At 61.9% G+C, this 18370-nt stretch carries 26 protein-coding genes and 1 tRNA gene; 26 read left to right on the forward strand and 1 reads right to left on the reverse strand.

The features are described 5' to 3' along the window. Genes RIB87_RS11385 through RIB87_RS11395 form a run of 3 tightly spaced genes read left to right on the forward strand, consistent with a single transcriptional unit; the run spans nucleotide 1 to nucleotide 1236 of the window. Entirely contained in the window at nucleotides 1–384 is a 384-nt protein-coding gene (locus RIB87_RS11385; protein ID WP_350146691.1) for a hypothetical protein, read from the forward strand. Continuing rightward, nucleotides 381–1001 carry a gp16 family protein gene (locus RIB87_RS11390; protein WP_350146693.1) on the forward strand — a complete coding sequence of 207 codons (621 nt, stop codon included), beginning with the start codon at nucleotides 381–383 and terminating at the stop codon, nucleotides 999–1001. Before RIB87_RS11385 ends, RIB87_RS11390 begins: the two co-directional genes overlap by 4 nt. Next, the gene (locus tag RIB87_RS11395) at nucleotides 991–1236 is read left to right on the forward strand and encodes a hypothetical protein (RefSeq protein ID WP_350146695.1); all 246 of its coding nucleotides are present in this window, start codon (nucleotides 991–993) and stop codon (nucleotides 1234–1236) included. Before RIB87_RS11390 ends, RIB87_RS11395 begins: the two co-directional genes overlap by 11 nt. Before the next feature lie 34 nt (nucleotides 1237–1270). On the opposite strand, the gene RIB87_RS11400 is transcribed toward RIB87_RS11395, so the two are convergent. Continuing rightward, nucleotides 1271–2035 (reverse strand): hypothetical protein, encoded by a 765-nt coding sequence (locus RIB87_RS11400; RefSeq protein ID WP_350146697.1) that lies wholly within the window; start codon nucleotides 2033–2035, stop codon nucleotides 1271–1273. A 79-nt stretch (nucleotides 2036–2114) separates the two neighbouring features. Between RIB87_RS11400 and RIB87_RS11405 the strand changes: the two genes are divergently transcribed. From RIB87_RS11405 to RIB87_RS11515, 23 genes are all read left to right on the forward strand, one after another. Then, nucleotides 2115–2498, forward strand: a complete 384-nt coding sequence (locus tag RIB87_RS11405) for a hypothetical protein (protein ID WP_350146699.1) — start codon at nucleotides 2115–2117, stop codon at nucleotides 2496–2498. 94 nt (nucleotides 2499–2592) lie between these two features. Next, a complete protein-coding gene (locus RIB87_RS11410; protein ID WP_350146701.1) occupies nucleotides 2593–3177 on the forward strand; it encodes a glycoside hydrolase family 108 protein in 585 nt (194 codons plus the stop codon). A 10-nt stretch (nucleotides 3178–3187) separates the two neighbouring features. Continuing rightward, nucleotides 3188–3763, forward strand: coding sequence for a 3TM-type holin (locus RIB87_RS11415; RefSeq protein ID WP_350146703.1), 576 nt, complete (start codon nucleotides 3188–3190; stop codon nucleotides 3761–3763). Then, the gene (locus RIB87_RS11420) at nucleotides 3760–4182 is read left to right on the forward strand and encodes a DUF2730 family protein (protein ID WP_350146705.1); all 423 of its coding nucleotides are present in this window, start codon (nucleotides 3760–3762) and stop codon (nucleotides 4180–4182) included. The genes RIB87_RS11415 and RIB87_RS11420 overlap by 4 nt, the downstream gene beginning before the upstream one ends. Continuing rightward, nucleotides 4179–4484: a VpaChn25_0724 family phage protein gene (locus RIB87_RS11425; protein ID WP_350146707.1), complete on the forward strand. Its 306-nt coding sequence runs from the start codon at nucleotides 4179–4181 to the stop codon at nucleotides 4482–4484. Before RIB87_RS11420 ends, RIB87_RS11425 begins: the two co-directional genes overlap by 4 nt. A gap of 8 nt (nucleotides 4485–4492) precedes the next feature. Next, nucleotides 4493–5077, forward strand: a complete 585-nt coding sequence (locus tag RIB87_RS11430; RefSeq protein WP_350146709.1) for a phage protein Gp27 family protein — start codon at nucleotides 4493–4495, stop codon at nucleotides 5075–5077. After that, nucleotides 5074–6720: a hypothetical protein gene (locus RIB87_RS11435; protein WP_350146711.1), complete on the forward strand. Its 1647-nt coding sequence runs from the start codon at nucleotides 5074–5076 to the stop codon at nucleotides 6718–6720. The genes RIB87_RS11430 and RIB87_RS11435 overlap by 4 nt, the downstream gene beginning before the upstream one ends. Nucleotides 6721–6723: 3 nt before the next feature. Further along, nucleotides 6724–8247, forward strand: a complete 1524-nt coding sequence (locus RIB87_RS11440; RefSeq protein WP_350146713.1) for a DUF935 domain-containing protein — start codon at nucleotides 6724–6726, stop codon at nucleotides 8245–8247. Further along, nucleotides 8247–9521: a PBECR2 nuclease fold domain-containing protein gene (locus RIB87_RS11445; protein WP_350146715.1), complete on the forward strand. Its 1275-nt coding sequence runs from the start codon at nucleotides 8247–8249 to the stop codon at nucleotides 9519–9521. Before RIB87_RS11440 ends, RIB87_RS11445 begins: the two co-directional genes overlap by 1 nt. Nucleotides 9522–9542: 21 nt before the next feature. Beyond that, the gene (locus RIB87_RS11450; protein ID WP_350146717.1) at nucleotides 9543–10196 is read left to right on the forward strand and encodes a hypothetical protein; all 654 of its coding nucleotides are present in this window, start codon (nucleotides 9543–9545) and stop codon (nucleotides 10194–10196) included. A 632-nt stretch (nucleotides 10197–10828) separates the two neighbouring features. Then, nucleotides 10829–11044, forward strand: coding sequence for a helix-turn-helix domain-containing protein (locus tag RIB87_RS11455; protein WP_350146720.1), 216 nt, complete (start codon nucleotides 10829–10831; stop codon nucleotides 11042–11044). Between the two features lie 371 nt (nucleotides 11045–11415). Next, on the forward strand, nucleotides 11416–12588 hold the full coding sequence (locus tag RIB87_RS11460) for a peptidase (protein WP_350146722.1): 1173 nt from the start codon (nucleotides 11416–11418) through the stop codon (nucleotides 12586–12588). 73 nt (nucleotides 12589–12661) lie between these two features. Then, on the forward strand, nucleotides 12662–13078 hold the full coding sequence (locus tag RIB87_RS11465) for a capsid cement protein (RefSeq protein ID WP_350146724.1): 417 nt from the start codon (nucleotides 12662–12664) through the stop codon (nucleotides 13076–13078). A gap of 64 nt (nucleotides 13079–13142) precedes the next feature. Continuing rightward, nucleotides 13143–14081 carry a major capsid protein gene (locus RIB87_RS11470; RefSeq protein ID WP_350146726.1) on the forward strand — a complete coding sequence of 313 codons (939 nt, stop codon included), beginning with the start codon at nucleotides 13143–13145 and terminating at the stop codon, nucleotides 14079–14081. After that, nucleotides 14081–14536 (forward strand): hypothetical protein, encoded by a 456-nt coding sequence (locus RIB87_RS11475; RefSeq protein ID WP_350146728.1) that lies wholly within the window; start codon nucleotides 14081–14083, stop codon nucleotides 14534–14536. The genes RIB87_RS11470 and RIB87_RS11475 overlap by 1 nt, the downstream gene beginning before the upstream one ends. 90 nt (nucleotides 14537–14626) lie before the next feature. Then, nucleotides 14627–14703: transfer RNA gene (locus RIB87_RS11480), tRNA-Met, on the forward strand. 27 nt (nucleotides 14704–14730) lie between these two features. Further along, the gene (locus RIB87_RS11485; RefSeq protein ID WP_350146730.1) at nucleotides 14731–15156 is read left to right on the forward strand and encodes a gp436 family protein; all 426 of its coding nucleotides are present in this window, start codon (nucleotides 14731–14733) and stop codon (nucleotides 15154–15156) included. Beyond that, nucleotides 15156–15671: a phage virion morphogenesis protein gene (locus RIB87_RS11490; protein WP_350146732.1), complete on the forward strand. Its 516-nt coding sequence runs from the start codon at nucleotides 15156–15158 to the stop codon at nucleotides 15669–15671. The genes RIB87_RS11485 and RIB87_RS11490 overlap by 1 nt, the downstream gene beginning before the upstream one ends. Continuing rightward, nucleotides 15668–16111 (forward strand): phage tail terminator protein, encoded by a 444-nt coding sequence (locus RIB87_RS11495; RefSeq protein ID WP_350146734.1) that lies wholly within the window; start codon nucleotides 15668–15670, stop codon nucleotides 16109–16111. The genes RIB87_RS11490 and RIB87_RS11495 overlap by 4 nt, the downstream gene beginning before the upstream one ends. Beyond that, on the forward strand, nucleotides 16108–16422 hold the full coding sequence (locus RIB87_RS11500; RefSeq protein ID WP_350146736.1) for a hypothetical protein: 315 nt from the start codon (nucleotides 16108–16110) through the stop codon (nucleotides 16420–16422). Before RIB87_RS11495 ends, RIB87_RS11500 begins: the two co-directional genes overlap by 4 nt. Before the next feature lie 67 nt (nucleotides 16423–16489). Further along, nucleotides 16490–17434: a phage tail tube protein gene (locus tag RIB87_RS11505; RefSeq protein ID WP_350146738.1), complete on the forward strand. Its 945-nt coding sequence runs from the start codon at nucleotides 16490–16492 to the stop codon at nucleotides 17432–17434. Nucleotides 17435–17531: 97 nt separating this feature from the next. Beyond that, nucleotides 17532–17951 carry a hypothetical protein gene (locus RIB87_RS11510; RefSeq protein WP_350146740.1) on the forward strand — a complete coding sequence of 140 codons (420 nt, stop codon included), beginning with the start codon at nucleotides 17532–17534 and terminating at the stop codon, nucleotides 17949–17951. 188 nt (nucleotides 17952–18139) lie between these two features. Then, the gene (locus RIB87_RS11515; RefSeq protein WP_350146742.1) at nucleotides 18140–18352 is read left to right on the forward strand and encodes a hypothetical protein; all 213 of its coding nucleotides are present in this window, start codon (nucleotides 18140–18142) and stop codon (nucleotides 18350–18352) included. The last annotated feature ends 18 nt before the right edge of the window (nucleotides 18353–18370 follow it).

Consider the following 18370-nt stretch of genomic DNA (forward strand, 5'->3'; position numbering starts at 1 on the left):
ATGCAGCGCTCCCCTGTCCATAGCGCGCTTGAACAGCTTTGCTTTGCGGTGATGCCGCTGCGCGATTGCCTGCGTGGCCACCGGCGGGCGCAGCTGATGGCGGCGCTGCGGGCTGCGACGCGAGTGCTGGCAGGGCATGAGGCCCGCGTGCCGGAAGGCCGGGGCACGCCGCGCCAGCGCTGTGCGGTGGATGTGCATCTGGCAGCGCTTGATCTGGCCTTGGCGCTGGGCGTTCCGCGCGCGGAGCTGGTGCCGCATTTCACAAACCGCGTTGAGACAGGTGCCGGGCCATTGAGCCCTGAGCTGGCAATACAGCGGCTGCATCAGGCTCTGGACGCCACCGCCGCTGAACATCTTGAAGCCGAAAAGGACACCTGGTCATGAGCCGCACTCAACTCATCAGGAAAATCCATGTCGGCAAGCGCGAGCTTGGGCTGGATGACGATACCTACCGCGACCTTGTGGAACGGGTGACGGGCAAGCGGTCAGCCGCTGATTGCGACGTGAATCAGCTCACCCTCGTTGTGGACGAGATGAAGGCGCGCGGGTTTCACGTGAAGCAAATGGGCCAGCACAAAGGCCAGCGCAAAGGACCGGCACAACTCGCCAAGATGCGGGCGCTGTGGATCACGGCATGGTGCCTGCGCATCGTTCGCGATCGGCGCGACAGCGCGCTGCTGGCCTTCACCGTGCGCCAGACCGGCCGGCCCGTGGGCGCGTTGCATTGGGTGACGCCGGATGATGCCAACAAAGTGATTGAAGCGCTCAAGGACATGTGTACCCGCGCAGGCTTTGACGTGCCCGCCAACGGGCAGGAGGCAAAGCACCACCTTGCGGTTTGGCTGGCGGCCGAGCTGCGCACGGGTGGATACAAGGTGCCGTTCAGCCGGGCTGACCTTGATCGCATGAGCGGCACTGATCTCGACCATGCGAACATGGCGATGCGCCAGCTGCTGGGAGAAACCCCGGCCCAACCATTCGGAGGGGGTGATGCCTCATGATGCGCTGCGCACCCTTCGCTGTCATGCCCATTTCGTCCGTCGCGCGCGTGAACGTGGCGTTGGCCTGGACACGCCGGACATCGCGCGTATCGAGCGTCTGCTCGCGGCGGCCGCTGATCTCTACACTCCGCGCCCGGATGGCCGCGTTCTCGTGGCGCTTCGCCAGGGCCGTGACCGGCTGCGCATCGTCTGGGATGCGACCCATGGCTGCGTCATCAGCGTCTGGCGCTCGTAATGAATTGATGAGCATGATTCTTAGGAAGCTGGACTCAAGCCTGGTCGTAACTCGTTCGAGAATCGCGCAGTGCATTTACCAGCTTCTCGCGCTCGCCAAAAAAATTAGCCAATGCAAGAGCGTCATCGTAATTGGCTTTTCCATCGTCCGAAGATACGGAAAAATCAAGGTGTCTGACGACATCTCGAACGCAGCCGAGAATCGAGCTCCCACCGAACGAACCTTCATCTGGAAAATCCTCCCTTACGGCGAGATACGCATAGAGGGCGTTGAGTACGATTTTGGCCCCACTCTTCGTAATATGTTCGTACATTTCTTTCGACGTTTCCATTCCTCCTTCGGCGGCTACCTTAATTACAGCCTCAAATCTATCTGCTGTGTGGTATGCGGTCAGGATTCGGGCGGCGCATTTGTAGGAGAACTGCCCAAGCCCCGTGGCGATGAGAGAAAAATTCGTGGGTTCCCCGCTGTAGCCCAGCAAAACGGCGCGCTTGAACTTCTTGTGCGGGTCATCGCCATCGCTGTTGATCACGTCCAAGAAGCCGCTTGTGCGCTCAGCGCAATCCACCAAAGCGCGGAATATAACCGGCAGCTGGTCCTTCTTGGAGTTGTAGCGGTCTCGTCGGTGGTTTCTTTCGGCGTGATAGATCGCGCCTGCGGCAACAAGAATAGCGACAGTGGGTGCGACCACCGGCGCCCAGAGAACAACCTCGGACGGCCACCCGGGCGGCACCACAAGACCCATCAAAAAAACGCCGAGAAAAAATCCCGCCAGAATACCTATCGCCAAGTCGATCATGACGTGTACCCGCTCTCGCTTGAGGAGACTGAACGCCAATACTACGTGATTCCTCTGTGCCGGTGGCGGACTGCCGGGCATGAATGAAATAAACAATCAGCTGCCGGACCTGTTGGCACGCATCGCGGACGCGGTGGGTGAAGAGGCGGCGTTGCTGGTTGCAAAGGAATGGGGCGGGCGTCGTCTTTACATTCCCCAGCACGTGCCGCCGGGGCACCGGCTTGTGCAGGTGCTTGGCCGGCCGCGCGCTGAAAAAGTGGTTGAGACGCTGGGCTATGGTCAGGTGGTTGTGCCGCTTGGTCCGGAGGCGGACGGGGCTGCCAGGCGCGCCATGATCCGGCAACTGCTGGACGAAGGTGTGTCGCAGCACACGATTGCCCGCCGGGTGCGGGTTCATATCCGCACGGTGGAGCGCGAAGCACAGCGATGCCGCGCCGCGCAACAGCCCAATCTGTTTGGGTAATCCCGACACCTGTCGGGCTGCTTAATTTCGGGATCAGCACAGATGGTGGGCGGGATTAAGCGCACCCGTTTGACCCTGAAAAGCATCCCCGGCCATGACCCCCGATACAAAGTTTGATGCAGCGATTGAGACAGTGCTCCGCCATGAAGGCGGCTATGTCAATGATCCCGTTGATCCCGGTGGTGCCACCAACTGGGGCATCAGCCTGCGGTTCCTGCTGTCGCTTGGGCGGCTCGATGCGGACGGCGACGGGCGGCATGATTTTGATTTCGACATGGACGGCGACGTTGACCCGGCCGACATGAAGCTGCTGCCGCGCGCGGATGCGATTGCGCTCTACAAAAAATACTGGTGGGACAAGTTTTCCTACGGCGACATGCCGGAGCTCACGGGAGCCAAGCTGTTTGACCTGTCGGTCAATATGGGCGCGCGCCAGGCGCACCGGCTGTTGCAGCGCGCTCTCAGGGCGAACGGGCAGCGCTCGCTGGAGGATGACGGCCTGATCGGGCGGCACACGCTGCAGGCGCTCAATGCCGTGGCCAAATACTCGGCTCAGGGCGACTACGCCGCCACCGTGGCGCTGCGCTCGGAAGCGGCCGGCTTTTATCGCGGGCTCATCATTTGTCGCCCGGTGTTCAAAAAATATGAAGGCGGCTGGCTGCGCCGCGCCTACGCATAGGAGTTGTTTGATGGACTGGGGTGATATTGGGCGCAGGGTTGCAAAGTCTGCACCGCTGATCGGCGGGTTGCTGGGCGGCCCGGCGGGCGGTGCCGTCGGCGGCATCATTGCCTCTGTGCTTGGCACTGAGGCAAAGCCCGATCAGGTGGCGGCCGCGTTGAGCACGGACCCGGCCGCGCTGGCAAAGGTCATTGAGGTTGAAGCACAGCAACGCATTGAGCTGACGCGCATGACGCTGGAAGCGCAGACGGCGCAGTTCGGTCAACAGCACGAGACGATCCGTGCGGAGCTCGCGAGCGAGAACATCTGGAAATCGGGATGGCGCCCGTTCTTTGGCTGGTGTGTTGCGCTGGTGTGGCTGCTGATGGGTACGGGCATTGTTTACATCACGGTGTTTCAACCGTCGGAGGCAAAAGACATCATGGAAGGCATCGCCAGCCTTACCGGGTTGTTTGGTATCGCGCTGGCGGTGCTCGGTGTGAACATCCAGCAGCGCAGCCAGGACAAACGGCGTCTGCTTGGCCAGCCGGATGACTCGGTGATTGGCCGTCTGGCGAGTGGCTTTAGCGGGGCGAACAGCCTGTGACCGACTGGATAAAAGTAGGTCTGGATTTTGTGGCGCTGGTGATTGCCGTTGTCAGCATCCTGTTCGCCTGGGTACGCACACGCGACGCATCCAACCGCAGTGAAATGAAAGCGATTGAGGGCAACATCGAATCTGTGAGGAGCGAGGTATCTGTGGAGCGAGATGAACGCCGCCGTTCACTGGAAAATGAACGCAAGAGACGCGCGGATTCAAACGGTGAGTTGAAGGATCGGATGACGGCTGTTGAAGAGCACGTGAAGCACCTGCCGACGATTGAGCATCACTCCGATCTACACCGCGACCTCAACAAGCTGGAAGGCCGCTTCGATGCGATGTCCGCAAAAATTGACGCGAACATGGCAACGACCCGGCGGATCGAAGACTTTCTGATGCCATCAAACAGCGAGGCGAAACGATGAGCTATGCTGAATACATGATGGAAGACCGACGGCTTGTCGTGCTGCGGGCGCTTTATCAGGAGGCTGATCGTCGCCTGAATGAAGCCGTGCTCCAGCGTGTGCTGGAAGGGTTCGGTCATCGCGTCGCGCGACATGCCGTGCGCGAAGTACTGGACTGGCTGGTGGAGGTCCGTGCGATCAGGGTCGAAACCTTCGGCAGTGGCCAAGTCTATATCGCCGAGCTGCTTGAGCGGGGCGAAGATCATGTGGCCGGCCGCACCCTCATCAATGGTATTGCGCGCCCAAGTGCCAGTAGCAGTTAGGGGCTGTCATGTCAGAGCGGCGCAAGCGCGGGCGGCTGTCCAAAATCGAGATGCTGCCTGATGACTGTCAGGAAGATGTGGTGTGGGCCAGCAAGGAGCTGACCGAACGGCGGCGCACGGCGGAAGAAATACGCCTTGAGTTCAACGCCCGCATTGAAGCCAAGGGACAGGAGCCGATTTCGAGCTCGGCCTTCAACCGGCATTCGGTGGCGTTTGCAAAATACAGCCAGAACATGGCGCAGGCGCGCGAGATTGCCAGCATCATGGCCGAGCGCATGGATGATCAGCCCGACGGCGACGTGGGGCTGCTCCTGGTCGAGACCATCAAGACGCTGGTCTATGACGTGGTGGTCGATGCCACGCTTGCCGACGACAGCGCAGGCATCAAGATGCTCAAGGAAGCAGCGGTCGCGGTGCAAAAGCTGGAACAGGCGCGCAAGACCAATGTTGAAACGCGTGTGAAGATCGCAGACCGCTTTGTGACCGATGCGGCGGATGCTGCCGAGGCGGCTGCGATCCGCAGCGGTCTGTCCGGCCCGGCTGCCGCCGATATTCGCAAGCAGGTGCTGGGCGTGCGGGAGCCGGCAAAGTGACGCTGCCCCCCGAAGAGACCAAGACGGTTGCCGCGCCAACAGTGTTTGACGAAGGTGAGATGCAGGGCTTGCCGCTGCCGGAAGACCCGTTGGCCGACGGCATTCTCATGGCGCATCAAAAGGCATGGCTCGAAGATACCTACGATCTCAAGCTATGCGAAAAGGGTCGCCGTACCGGACTGACTTTCGCCGAGGCACTGGACGACACCATCACCTCCGCAACGTCGCGCGCCGATGGCGGGGACAACGTGTTCTACATCGGCGATACCAAAGACAAGGGCCGGGAGTTCATTGGTTATGTCGCGCACTTTGCGCGCGTCTTGATGGACGAGCTGCTCGACATCGAAGAGTTCCTGTTTGAAGACCAGCTCAAGGACGGCAGTACGCGGAACATTGCAGCTTTCCGCGTCCGGTTCGCGTCGGGATTTCGCGTTGAGGCTTTGTCGTCTCGCCCCGCAAACATTCGCGGTCTGCAGGGCATCGTGGTGATTGACGAGGCAGCCTTCCACAAGGACGTGCGCGAAGTGCTGGATGCTGTGAATGCGCTGCTGATATGGGGCGGCAAAGTGCGCGTGATCTCAACCCATAACGGTGAGCGCAATCCGTTCAATGAACTGATCAATGAGGCACGCGCGGGCAAGAACGACTTCCACGTTCACACCATCACCTTCGATGATGCCGTCAACAATGGGCTGTACGAGCGGCGGTGCTTTGTGAAAGGCGAAGAGCCAACGGCCGAAGGCAAGGACGCATGGTTGAAGTTGATCCGTGGTTCTTACGGCACGCGCACCGCTGCGATGCGTCAGGAACTGGATGTGATCCCGGCCGAGGGCGATGGCGTGTTCATGACCCGCGCCCTGATCGAAGCCTGCGCGCATGACGATATTCCGGTGCTGCGCTGGGTGGTGCCGGACGAACTGAAGTTTGCCGCCGAACGCGAGCGCGACGCCGCCGTAGAGCGATGGTTCAACGGCCATGCCGCGCCGCTGCTTGCCGCGCTCGACCCGCATTTGCGGTCAGGCTTTGGGCAGGACTTTGCGCGCAAGGGAGACGCCAGCGCGATATGGCCATTTCAGATTGCGCGCGACCTGACGCGGCAGACGCCGTTTGTGATCGAGCTGCGCAACTGCCCGTTCGAGATGCAGAAAAAACTGCTGTTCATGGTGGTGGACCGGCTCCCGCGATTTTTCTCAGGCGTGCTCGATGCCACGGGCAACGGGGCTTATCTGGCCGAAGTGGCAGCGCAGCGCTACGGGTCGCGCGTGGTGGAACAGTCGCTGTCGCTTGAGTGGTATCGGATCAACATGCCGCAATATCGAACGGCCTTTGAAGACCGCTCAATCACGATTCCAAAGGACGAGGATGTGGTGGGCGACCATCAGGCGATTGTCTATCAGGATGGTGTGGCGCGTGTTCCCCAGGGCGCAACTAATACCGGTACTGATGGGTATGAGCGGCACGGCGACACAGCCATTGCCGGCGCGCTGGCGTGGTTTGCGTCACGACAGGACAGCGTGCCGATCGAGTTTCAAAGTTCAGGCGACGGGCGGGTGGCCGAAGCCGCCATGCCCGGGCGGAGCGGCATTGACCGCGACACTGGCTTTGGTGTTGCGCGCGGTGGCGCCGATTTGACGGGGTATTAAAATATGGCCGACACGACACAGGACGGGAAGGCAACACGGCCGGACCTGAACGAGATCGCGACCAGCGCCGACGGTCGCGACATCACCCGGCCGTTTACGCAGGCGCTGCTGACCAACGATGATACGGTGCTGGCAGCGCGCGGCGGCGGCCTTGAGCTCTATGAAGAGGTGCTGCGCGATACGCAGGTGTATTCATGCTTCCAGCAACGGCGGCTGGCAGTGGTCTCAGCCGAGCTTGAAGTTGAAGCCGGGGCCGATGACAAGGCCAGCCAGATGGCGGCCGACATGGTGCGGGAGAACCTGCGCAACATCCTGTTTGACCAGGCGTGCAATCGGATGGCCTACGGCATTTTTTATGGCTATGCCATTGGCGAGATGATGTGGGCAAAAGATGGCGCGAACTTTGTCATCGATGCGATCAAGGTCCGCCGCGCCCGCCGGTTCAGATATGACCGGGACGGCGGCCTGCGGCTGCTGACCCTGAACAACATGCATGACGGCGAGCTGATGCCGGCGCGCAAGTTCTGGACATTTGTATCAGGCGCGGAAGACGACGATACGCCCTATGGCCGTGGCCTTGCGCACTACTGCTACTGGCCTGCGTTCTTCAAGCGCCACACGCTCAAGTTCTGGCTAACCTTCCTGGACAAGTACGGCGGGCCGACAGCGGTGGGCAAATACCCGCCCGGCTCCACCAAGGAAGAGATGGACAGGCTGCTGGCAGCGGTCACGGCCATGCGGTCTGACAGCGCGGTCATCATGCCCGAAGGCATGGCGGCGGAGCTCATCGAGGCCACGCGCAGCGGCGGTGCCAGTTTTGAGCTGATGTATGACCGCCTTGATGCCTCGATCTCGAAAGCCATTCTCTCGCAGACCATGACGACGGATGACGGCTCGTCGAAGTCGCAAAGCGAAACCCACATGGATGTGCGTGAAGATGTGGTGAAGGCGGACAGCGATCTGCAATGCGCGTCGTTCAACCAGGGGCCGGTGAAGTGGCTGACCGAATGGAACTATCCCGGTGCCACGCCGCCGCGCGTCTGGCGCGCGGTCGAGCCGCCCGAAGATCTCGATCAGCTGGCGGATCGCGACACCAAAATCTACGGCATGGGGTTCAAGCCGACGGAGGCGTATGTGAAAGACACCTATGGGGAAGGCTGGGAACCCGACCCGGACCGGACACCTGCGCTGCAGGCACCGCCGCATCCGCCAGTGCCAGGCAGCGGCAAGACGACAAGGGCGGGCAGCGCCGACTTCGCCGAGCCGTTGCCAACCGACGCCATTCAGGAGGCTGCTGACAATCTCGACGACGATTGGGAAGAGATCATGGCACCGATCATCGATCCGATCCGCGCCCGGATCGACAAAGCCGACACACTGGAAGAGGTGCGCGATACGCTGATCAATTCGATTGAAGACATGGACGAGGCGGCCTTCGCGGAGCATCTGGGGCGGCTGGGCTTCGAGGCGCGCATCGCAGGTATGGTCGGCGCACCCTTAAGTGATGACGACGAGGTGTCGGGCTGATGGCTGCCGCCATTAAGTTGGGCGGCCGTCCGCCTGCGGACGCGGTGCGCTTTTTTGAAAGCAAGGGCTACCAGACCGGGTTCGACTGGCGCGATGTGTGGCAACAGGAACATGCCCGCGCGTTCACCGTCGCCAAGGCGATGCGCCTCGACATTCTGCAGGACATTCGCCAGGAGGTGGATCGCGCCATTCGCGAGGGCACCACGCTGGCCGAGTTCAAGGAGCGGCTGACACCGGCCCTGCAGCGCAAGGGATGGTGGGGCCGGCAATCGGCGACAGATCCCGTGACTGGTGAAATACGCACCGTGCAGCTGGGCAGCCCGCGCCGGCTGGCGACGATCTATGACACCAATCTGCGGATGTCTCATGCGGCCGGGCGCTGGGCACGGGTGGAGCGCAACGCGGCGCGGCGACCGTACCTGGTCTATCGCGCGGTGATGGATGACCGCACCCGCGACGAGCACCGGCAATGGCACGACATCGTGCGGCCGTGGGACGATGCGTTCTGGGATACCCACTATCCGCCCAACGGCTGGCACTGCCGCTGCATCGTGCGCCAGATGGGCGTGCGTGATCTCAAGCGCAACGGGCTTGAGATGTCGTCGGATGCGGATGTGCAGAAGGTGACTGCCCAGACGAAGCGCTGGCGCAACAAGCGCACCGGCGCCGTCGAGCAGCTGCCGGTGGGGATTGCGCCGGGCTTCAATTACAATGTGGGCAAGGCGCATATGCGCGGGCTCACACCACCGCCGCGCTCAGGGCCGCTGCCGGTGCCGGCCATCATCAACAACGCTGCGACGGTGCCGATGCCACCGCCGCGTAACCTGCCGCCGGGCATTGAGTTTGATGGCACGCCGGAACAGAAGATGGACATGTTTTTGCAAGCCTTCGGGGCCAGCCGGTCAAAGCCTGCCGTGTTCACCGACGTGATTGGCGAGCGCCTGGTGATTTCAGATGCGCTGTTCAAAACGGCTGACGGCACGTTGAAGATCGGCAAACGGGACCGGGTTGAAAGCCTCGCCCAAATTGCCCTGACCATCATGCAGCCGGATGAAATATGGTGGTATTGGGAAAAGCACCGCGCCACTGATACCTTCCGTTTGCGCCGTCGCTATTTGATGCGGGGACGACAGGAGGGCGACGCGCGCGGCTTCGTGGCGGCCTTCGATGTTGGTGCAGACGGCTGGGTCGGCATTACCGCTCACCCAACCAACAAGCCATCTAACCTCATGCGCTCCCGAATGGGTGTGCTGGCCTATCGCCGTAGCGACTAAAGCAAGGGAAAGGACTGACCGATGATTTCCGACCTTCAAAGCGTGTTTGATCTGCCGCTCTCGACTCTTGTCGTGCTGGGTGCCGGCTTCGCGGCCTACCGGGTGGCTTTCACCGGCAAGAAAAAGGGGCACGGGGCGATTGATGTCTTCTTCATCACGGTCGTGTTTGCGGCGATCGCCAAGTTCGCGTTCGAGGTGGCAAGCAACATGGTCCCTTCACCGACGCCGGACGTGATGTCTGGTTACGCTGCACTTGCAGGATCGGCGGCGGCGGTTGTGGTTGCGCTCGGCGCGGCGGCTATCTGGCGCAAATGGGGAGAGGACCGATTCAAGGCGCTGCTTCGCGCAGGTAACGTGTCGTATTCGGATGGGAACCATTCAGCCTGGGACCAAGTGCGCGTTTCAATGTCGGCTAGGCCAACGCAGCTCATCGTACGAAAAACGAGCGGCAAGCAGCTTATGTGCGACGATCTCAAGACGTGGGAGTATTTCCCCTTCGGCCCATGTATCTATGGCGAGGATGGATCGATTGCGCTCTATGTCACGAACGTTCGCCAGGACGCCACCTTGGACTGGTTTGATATTGAGCCACTCGATGAAGGGGCGGGTGTGGCGATGACCTATATCCCTGCCGACCAGATTAGTGAGATCGAGGTCAGGTATCAGGTTCGCTAGTGTTTCGGCTTGGGGGGCTTGGTTCCGGATTCCATTTTTCCGGGCTTTGGAGATTCGGAGTTCTGAGGGTTGACGCGCGATGCGCCGGGCCTTGGCTGCTCAGCCTTTCGAACGGTCTCATAGTTTTGGCCGGGCTTGCTGTTCTCAGCGTAGTCGCTTGATCCCCGACCGTCTTTCTTGTCGCCGCCCATGGCCGTTGCCCACCGTTTGCTACCAGTCCAAAAAGTTGAAGCCCAGCGCGCGGACATCTGGGCTTCCGTCCCGGTCTCCTTGGTGGCGTGGCACGCGCGCTAACAGGACCGGATGACATCTGCGAATATATCCCCTGACACCTTAAAACTCAATGAGCGGCGCAGATCGCTACAGGCACGCGACACGCGCATTTGTGCGCCGTCATTAGGGGGCTGTGGCCGTGCATGGAAAAGTTGACCGGGGTATGTTGACCATGCCAGGCGACTCACCGAGGCTGAGAGGTCTTTTGTGTCTTGCAAAAGGCAGGGCCTGCCGCATTGGAGTGCGGCAGGCCCTTGGAAACCACGACCGGTTAGGGTCGTCTTGTGATCACGGTCAGACCTTGGAGTCTGACTAGGTCTTAAGTCAAGCCCTGACCGGTCTTCGTAAGGAGACCCATCATGGGCTCATCTCGTCGACGTTCGCCAAACGTCACAAAACAAATGGCGGCACAGATCAAGCATTTGTGCGACCTTGGCTACAACCAGCATGACATTGCCGCCCGCTTTGGGATTAACCAGGGGCGAGTGTCAGAGATCAACACAGGTCAAAAGTTTTCGGAGGTGTTGCCCGACGGCAAGCCGCCGAAAGACCCGCAGCCGATGCTGCCTTTCTGACCTGACATGTTGATTCCAGGGCGGGGCTTCGGCCCCGCCCTTCTTTTTGTCTGAACAGGCTTTTCTGCCAGATGAGCGATCGAGGCCCAGAGCGCGCCGCCTGTGCGCGACAGGCACATTTGTGCCCCGTCCTAGCGGCCAGCCCCTTAAAACGCCCCCAGACTGTTCAAAAAGGGGTTAAAAACGGCGCTGTCGATGCGGCGGCGGCGATTTTTGCCGTGGGTGGGCAGATGTGAGGGTTTGGGCCGGGTCCGGGGCCATTTGATCCCGACACCTGTCGGGATGCCGAAGCGGGCCGGGCACGGGCAGTGTTGCAGCGAATGGCGGTGAACGCCAGACGCAGATTTTTGCAACGCATCAGGAACCCGGTCTTGAAGCCCATCCACGTATTCAGCGCAGGCACGCACACGGCCATGGACGGCAGCGCCCGCTCCTATGGTGAGGCGGAACTTGCGGCTGCGGCTGCGGCCTACGACCCCAAGGTTCATGAAGCGCCGCTCGTCATCGGCCATCCCAAGACCAACGCGCCGGCCTATGGCTGGATCAAGGGCATGACGTTTGCCGACGGCAAGCTGGTCGCGGAACCCGACAGACTGAACCCTGAGTTCGCCGAGCTGGTGAAGCAGGGGGCCTACAAGAAGGTCTCTGCGTCGTTCTTCCTGCCCGAAGCCAAGAACAACCCGAACCCCGGCAAGCTCACTTTGCGGCATGTCGGTTTTCTCGGAGCGCATCTGCCCAGCCTCAAGGGGCTTGATCCCATCGAGTTCGGCGAAGTCAGCGAAGGCGACGTGGTTGAGTTCGCGGCCGCCGTTGATGGACAGGCGTCTGCCTGGCGCACCGTCGGCTGGCTGTTCCGCAAGCTGCGCGAACAGATCATTGCGAGAGACGGTCTGGAAGCTGCTGACGAAACCGTCCCGGACTATTCGCTGACCGAGTTCGAGCAGCTCGCGTCCTCGATGCACGCAGGCAGCGCCGAGATTGATCCGGCCTATGCCGCCCCACCCACGACCCACCTCACTCAGGAGACACAGATGTCCGATCAGGATACTGCCGCACTCGATGCCCGCAAGGCCGAAGCCGATGCCAAGGAGGCAGAGCTCAAGGCCAAGGAAGCCGAGCTTGAAAAGAAGTCGGCCGACTTCGCCGAAGCCGAAACCAAGCGCCGCCGCAAGGACAATGAGGCGCTGCTTGATGGACTGATCGAGGCCGGCAAGTTTGCGCCTGGCGCAAAAGCCCAGACGCTGGACTTCATGGACCAGCTGGACCCGGCCGGGACGGTTGAGTTCGGCGAAGGCGACGACGCTGAAACCAAAACGCCGCTCACCTTCTTCCGCGATCTGCTGGGCACGTCCGGACAGATCATCGAGTTCGGCGAGGTCAGTGCGGACGACAGCAGCACGGACGGCGCGGTGAACTTCGCAGCGCCTGACGGGTACGACGTCGATCGCGCGCTGCTGGATATTCACAAGAAGGCACTCGCCTACCAGGCGAAGAATGCCGACACGACATACGCCGCTGCGGTTCGCGCCGTCGGCGGACGCTAGCCACCGACGCTCACGACTACCTCGCGCAAGCGTGGTTTGCACACTGATTTAACGCCCCTTGAGGAGCCTCTTCATGACCCGACAGTCCGCCATCATCCAGTCTCTCACATTTGTTGCCAGCGGTGCCGTGCGCGCTTTTCGCGGCATTGGCTATGACGGCGCGGAAGCCGATACGCAGGGCCAGAAGGTGCTTGGCGTGTCACAGCGCGCCGCTGCCGCCGCCGAAGCCAGCGACGTTGCCGTCACCGGCACGACTGTTGTGGAGGCCGGGGCTGCCATCACCCTTGGTGACAGCCTGATTGTGGATGCCCAGGGCCGCGCGATCCCCTCGACGGGCGCGCTTGGCCTTGATGCCGGCGCCACCGCCGTCACGTCGTCGGCTGCGAATGGCGACATTCTGACCGGCGGGGACCTGCCGGAATACGTGTTCGCCGACGCGCTGGAGGCTGCTTCTGCGGCCGGCGATCTCATCGAGGTGAAGCTGCGCTAGCGGCGCGCCGTCACCCCAGACCTAAACAAGACCAGTCAACAAGACCCGATAAGGAACCCGCTTCATGGCCCCGCTCACAAACTCAGGCGCCCGCGTCGTTGATCCGATCCTCACAAACCACAGCCGTGGGTATTCTCACCCTGAGCGGGTGGGCCGTGTGCTGTTTCCGGTGGTGCCGGTGCCGGTGCGTGGCTTCAAGCGCATCGAGTTCAGCAAGGAAAGTTTCCTGCGCTACAACACGCGCCGCGCGCCGGGCGCCGCCACCAAGAGCATGACCTTCGGCTATGAAGGTCTGCCGGCGTCAATCAGCCAGTATGCGCTTAACGCCACCGTGCCGCGCGAGCATGTTCAGGAAGCAGCCGCCGGTCCGGGCATCGACCTGCAGATGGAAGCTGTCAGCGCCGTACAGGACGTGATCTCGCTGGACGAAGAGTGCGAACAGGCTGAACTGGCACTGGACGCGAGCAAATATGACGCGGCCAACAAGATCACGCTTGCCGGCAACGACCAGTGGTCTGACCCCGACAGCGACCCCAAGGCGGTGATCAACGACGGCAAGGAGGCGGTGCGCAAAAAGATCGGCCGCGATGCCAATACGCTGGTGTTGCCGCCCGCTGGTTTCCGGGCGCTGGATGATCACCCCAAACTGCTTGAAAAGCTCAAATACACATCGTCCGACTCGATTACCACGGCCATTCTGGCGCGGTACTTTGATGTGGAGACGGTGGTGGTGGGCCGCGCAGTTTATGCGGCCACGCCCGAAAGCGACTTCACCGATGTGTGGGGTGACAAGGCAGTGCTGGCCTATGTGGCCCCTGCCGGTGCGCGCTCCGTGCGGGTGCCCAGCTTTGGCTACACCTACCAGCTGACCGGCCATCCGTTTGTGGAGCCGATGCGCTGGGACCCCGACACCAAGAGCTGGGTGGCGGGCGTTACCGACGAGCGTTCTGCCGAGCTTGTGGGTGCCGAGGCGGGTTATCTGATCTCGGACCTGGTGGCGTAATGCGGCAGTACGCTCTCAAATCCAACCTGCGCCATGGCGGTAAGTTCTATCGCCCTGGCGCAGACATCAGCGCCGAAGAAGGCACCGCACTTTTTGAGGTGCTGGAACGCATGGCCGCGCGCGGCGACGCCGAGCATATCGGCGGTGATCAGCCCGTGAAAAAGAAGTCAGCCCAGAAGGGCGGCGAAGGCAGCGGCGGCCAGTCAGCATCCTCGAACCCTGACCCCGGCCCCGCCGCTGCCGATGACGATGCCGATACGGGCCTGACCCGCGAAGGCGCGATCAAGCTGGCTATGCGTGAGGCAGACCAGAAGCACTTCACCAAGTCCGGCAAGCCCAGTGTGGAACAGATCATGCCGGCGGCGTCGAAGTTGCTGGGTGAACAGGTCGTTCTGAAAGCCGACGAGCGCGATGTGCTGTGGGCCGAGGTGCACAAGGAACTGTCCGGAGACTGACAGGTTTAACCGGCCTTCGGGCCGCTGTGTGGCCGGGCGGCCGCCGCGAGAAGGGACAAGCGTTTGTCCGTTCACCGCCCATCGGATTAACGCGGGGTGGAGCAGTCTGATAGCTCGCGTGGCTCATAACCACGAGGTCGCAGGTTTGAATCCTGCCCCCGCACCCAAAATTTGAAGTCGCCAAGGGCAGGTGAGTGACCTACGCAACGAAACAGGACCTGATCGACCGCTTCGGTGCCGAGGAGCTTGAGCAGCTTACGGATCGCGACGGCACGGCCGACGCGATCGTGGACAGTGTGCTGACCCGTGCGCTTGAAGACGCGGACGCGAAGATCAACTCCTATCTGTCCGGGCATTACACGCTGCCGTTGTCCGACCCGCCGGACGTGCTGGAACGCACGGCGGCCGACATGGCGCGCTACTATCTTTATCAGGACGGCGCACCGGAGCAGGTTCAAAAGGCGTTTGACCATGCCATCGCGTATCTGCGCGACGTGGCCGCGGGCAAGGCCCGCCTGGGCGACCAGGACGCACCCGGCGACGCACCGACATCTGACGGCGGCCCGCGCATCAATGCGGACCCGGCCGTGTTCTCCAAAGACACGCTGGCGGACTACTGATGGCCGGCATTGATCTCACCCTCACCTTTGAAGACGGCGAGCTGCGGCAGGCGATGGCGGACACACGTGCGCGGCTTGGTGATTTGTCGGCGCCGCTGGACGAGATCGGCAGCTATCTGGAAGACCGGACGCTGGAACGATTTGAAACCGGGCAGGCTCCCGACGGCACACCGTGGCTGCCGTCGCAGCGCGCGGTTGCGGAGGGTGGCCAAACGCTGGTGGACAAGGGACATCTCCGGGATTCGATGAACCCGCAGGTCGAAGGCGACAGCGTGGTGATTGGAAGCAATCGGCCTTACGCGGCGATTCACCAATTTGGCGGCACGATCCGGGCCAAGTCCGGCGGTAAGCTAAGATTTGAGCTTCCCGGTGGCGGCGTGGTTTTTACCGACAAGGTGGACATACCGGCGCGGCCGTTCCTTGGGGTCAACGAAGATGACCTCGACGAGATTGAAACCATCCTTGCCAACTTCTTGTCGCAGGACATCTCGGATGTCGGGGGTGGTGACACATGAGCATCGCCACGCCGCGCCTGGCGCTGATTGCCGAGCGTCTGAAAATGCAGGCCCCGTCATTGCTGGATGTGGGGCTGGCGGCTGATCTGGCGGCGGCGGGCGACGCGGTGCCGCGCTCACCGGCGGCATACGTGTTGCCGACGGGGGGCACGTTTTCAAGCGACAAGGTCACCGGCCTGATCCGCCAGCTTGAGACCATCAGCTTTGCCGTGCTGATCGGGTTTTCCAATGCGGGCCGCGACGGCGCGCGCGGCATCGCTGAGCACGAAGAGGTGCGCGACGAAGTGCTGGACGCGCTGATGGGTTTCAAGCCCGCAGGCGCGCAGTCAGCCATTCAGGCAAAGCGCCAGCAGCTCACAGCCTTTGACGGCAAGGTCCAGCGGCTGTGGTGGAACATCACATTTACCTTCGATCACATGCACCGGAAGGAAACAGCATGACCCGCAATTCAGGCGGCCAGTATCTGGCCAACACGGACGGTACCGAAGTCGAGATGGTGGAGCAGCCCACCGCCTCGGACCCGCGTGGCGACCGGCTGCGCGATGCCGACGGCAAGGCCGTCAATCGCAGCGAACGGGCTTTGACCAAACAAGAGAGTGCAGCGCTGGCTGACCGGGTGGCGCCGCGCACCGCTGCGGCCGGGGGCACCGCATCGTCTCCGGTCGCAGCGTCGGCGTCCGCCCCGTCTGTGTCTGGCAAGTCTGCACCCGCATCAAAACCTGCACAAAAACCAGACGGCAAGCGCGCCTAGCGCCGCCGCCTGATCCCTTTTTGCCCTGCCGCCCCGTGCGGCTGATACCAGCCAAGGAGCCATCCCGATGGAAGGCATTTCAGAAGACGACGTTCTCGTCATCGCCAAGAAAGAAACCACCTACGGGACCGACGCGACGCCGGCACCCGGTGCCAACGCAATGCTGACATCTGCGTACCAGATGAACCCGCTGGACCGGCAGGAGGTCGCGCGCAATCTGGACCGGCCAGGCATGGGCGGTGATCCCTCGATCCTGTCCGGCATTCATTATGCCAACAGCTTCCGTCTTGAAGCGGCGGGGTCTGGCACCGAGGGTGTCGCGCCCGCCTTCGCCGACATCCTGCTGGCGGCAGGCTACAAGCAGACCATCGTGGCGGACACCAGCGTTGCCTATGAGCCTGTGTCAACGGGCTTCGACAGTGCCAGCATGTATGCCTATTACGACGAGCAGCTGCGCAAGCTGCTTGGCTGGCGCGGTGCGCTCGGCTTCGAGTTTCAGGCGGGCAATCTGCCGTACTTCGTGGTCAACGGCATGGGGCTGTACACGGGGCCTGCCGACAGCGCGCCTGCCGCGGCGGCGGACTATTCCGCATTCAGCGATCCGCTGCCGATTGAAGATGCCAACACGCCAACGGTGACGCTGGGTGGTGTTGACCTGGTGATGGTGGGCCTGACCATCAACGCACCGGGCAATGTCAGCTATCGCAACCTGCCCAATCAGGAAGCGGTGCGGATTGCCGGCAAGCGCAATCTTGCGGGCCGCCTTGAGGTGATCATGCCCAAGGCGCTGTCCACCTTCAATCCGGAAGCGCTGGCCAAGGCTGCGACACTGTCTGCGCTGTCCGTTGTGCACGGCACGACGGCTGGCAACATCCTGACGGTGGCGGCACCGAAGGTGCAGATCGCCGATGTGAACCACGGCAGCCGCGATAACGAACGCACCTACCAACTGGACATCAAGCTCACCGCGACGGACGGCGGTGACGACGAGGTGAAATACACGTTCACCTGATCCGCTTCGCCACTCAGACAGCTGCACATGTGGACGGTGCGTGTGCGGCTGTTTTACCCGGCACCGTCAAGATCAAGATCAAAGGACACACCCGGTCATGTCTCTCACATTCAAGGTTTTGCCCAAGGGCGAATACCGCACGGTGAAGCGCAAGGTGACGTTCACCTATGCGACGCAGAACGGCAACACGGTTGAACAGGGTTTCAACGCGCATTTCAAACTGCTGCCGGAAAGCGAACTCAACGCGATTTTGAACCCGGATGACGCAGGCAAGACGGACGACACGTCGGCGTCGTTTCTGCTCAACGCCATGCTGGCAAAGAACGCGCACAAGAAGCTGATGGGCGAAGTCTGGACCGGCTGGGACGGCATCATGACCGAAGGCAAGTCCGGCAAGGATGTGGAACTTCCGTTCAGCGAGGAGGCGCTTGCTTCGCTGCTGGATGACATCGCTGTGCGTGAAGCTGTTGTGGCTTCGTATTTCGATGCCCTGCACGGGCGCAAGTCAAAAAACTGAGAGACGCCGCGCGTGCCTGGGCAACCGGGCGGCACCCTGATGCGGGCTCAGGGGCGCGGCGGATCACAGACCCGGCGAAGGTCGCCCGTGCCCTTCGCGCTGCCGGAGCCAAGGACGTTGCCACCCATGTTGAAGGCCAAGCTCATGAAGCGCTGCCGCCCGTCGAGATCGACGCGGACAATGCCGACGTGTTTGCGCTCTTCACAGCGAGCGAGACGCAGTGGGAGCGGCTGGTCATTGCCGGCCAGAAGAAAACCGTCATCGTGCGCACCGGGCTCTACTACGACCGCGTCGAAAGTGTTGCGCGGGCGCACGGCTTTGCCTGGAACGCCACGCTGCTGGGTGATCTGCGCATCATGGAAGCCGAAGCCATTGCCGCATGGTCACGGGAGGCGCGTTGATGCCGCATGGTCACGGGA

The organism is Pyruvatibacter sp. (genome assembly GCF_040219635.1).
GTDB lineage: Bacteria > Pseudomonadota > Alphaproteobacteria > CGMCC-115125 > CGMCC-115125 > Pyruvatibacter.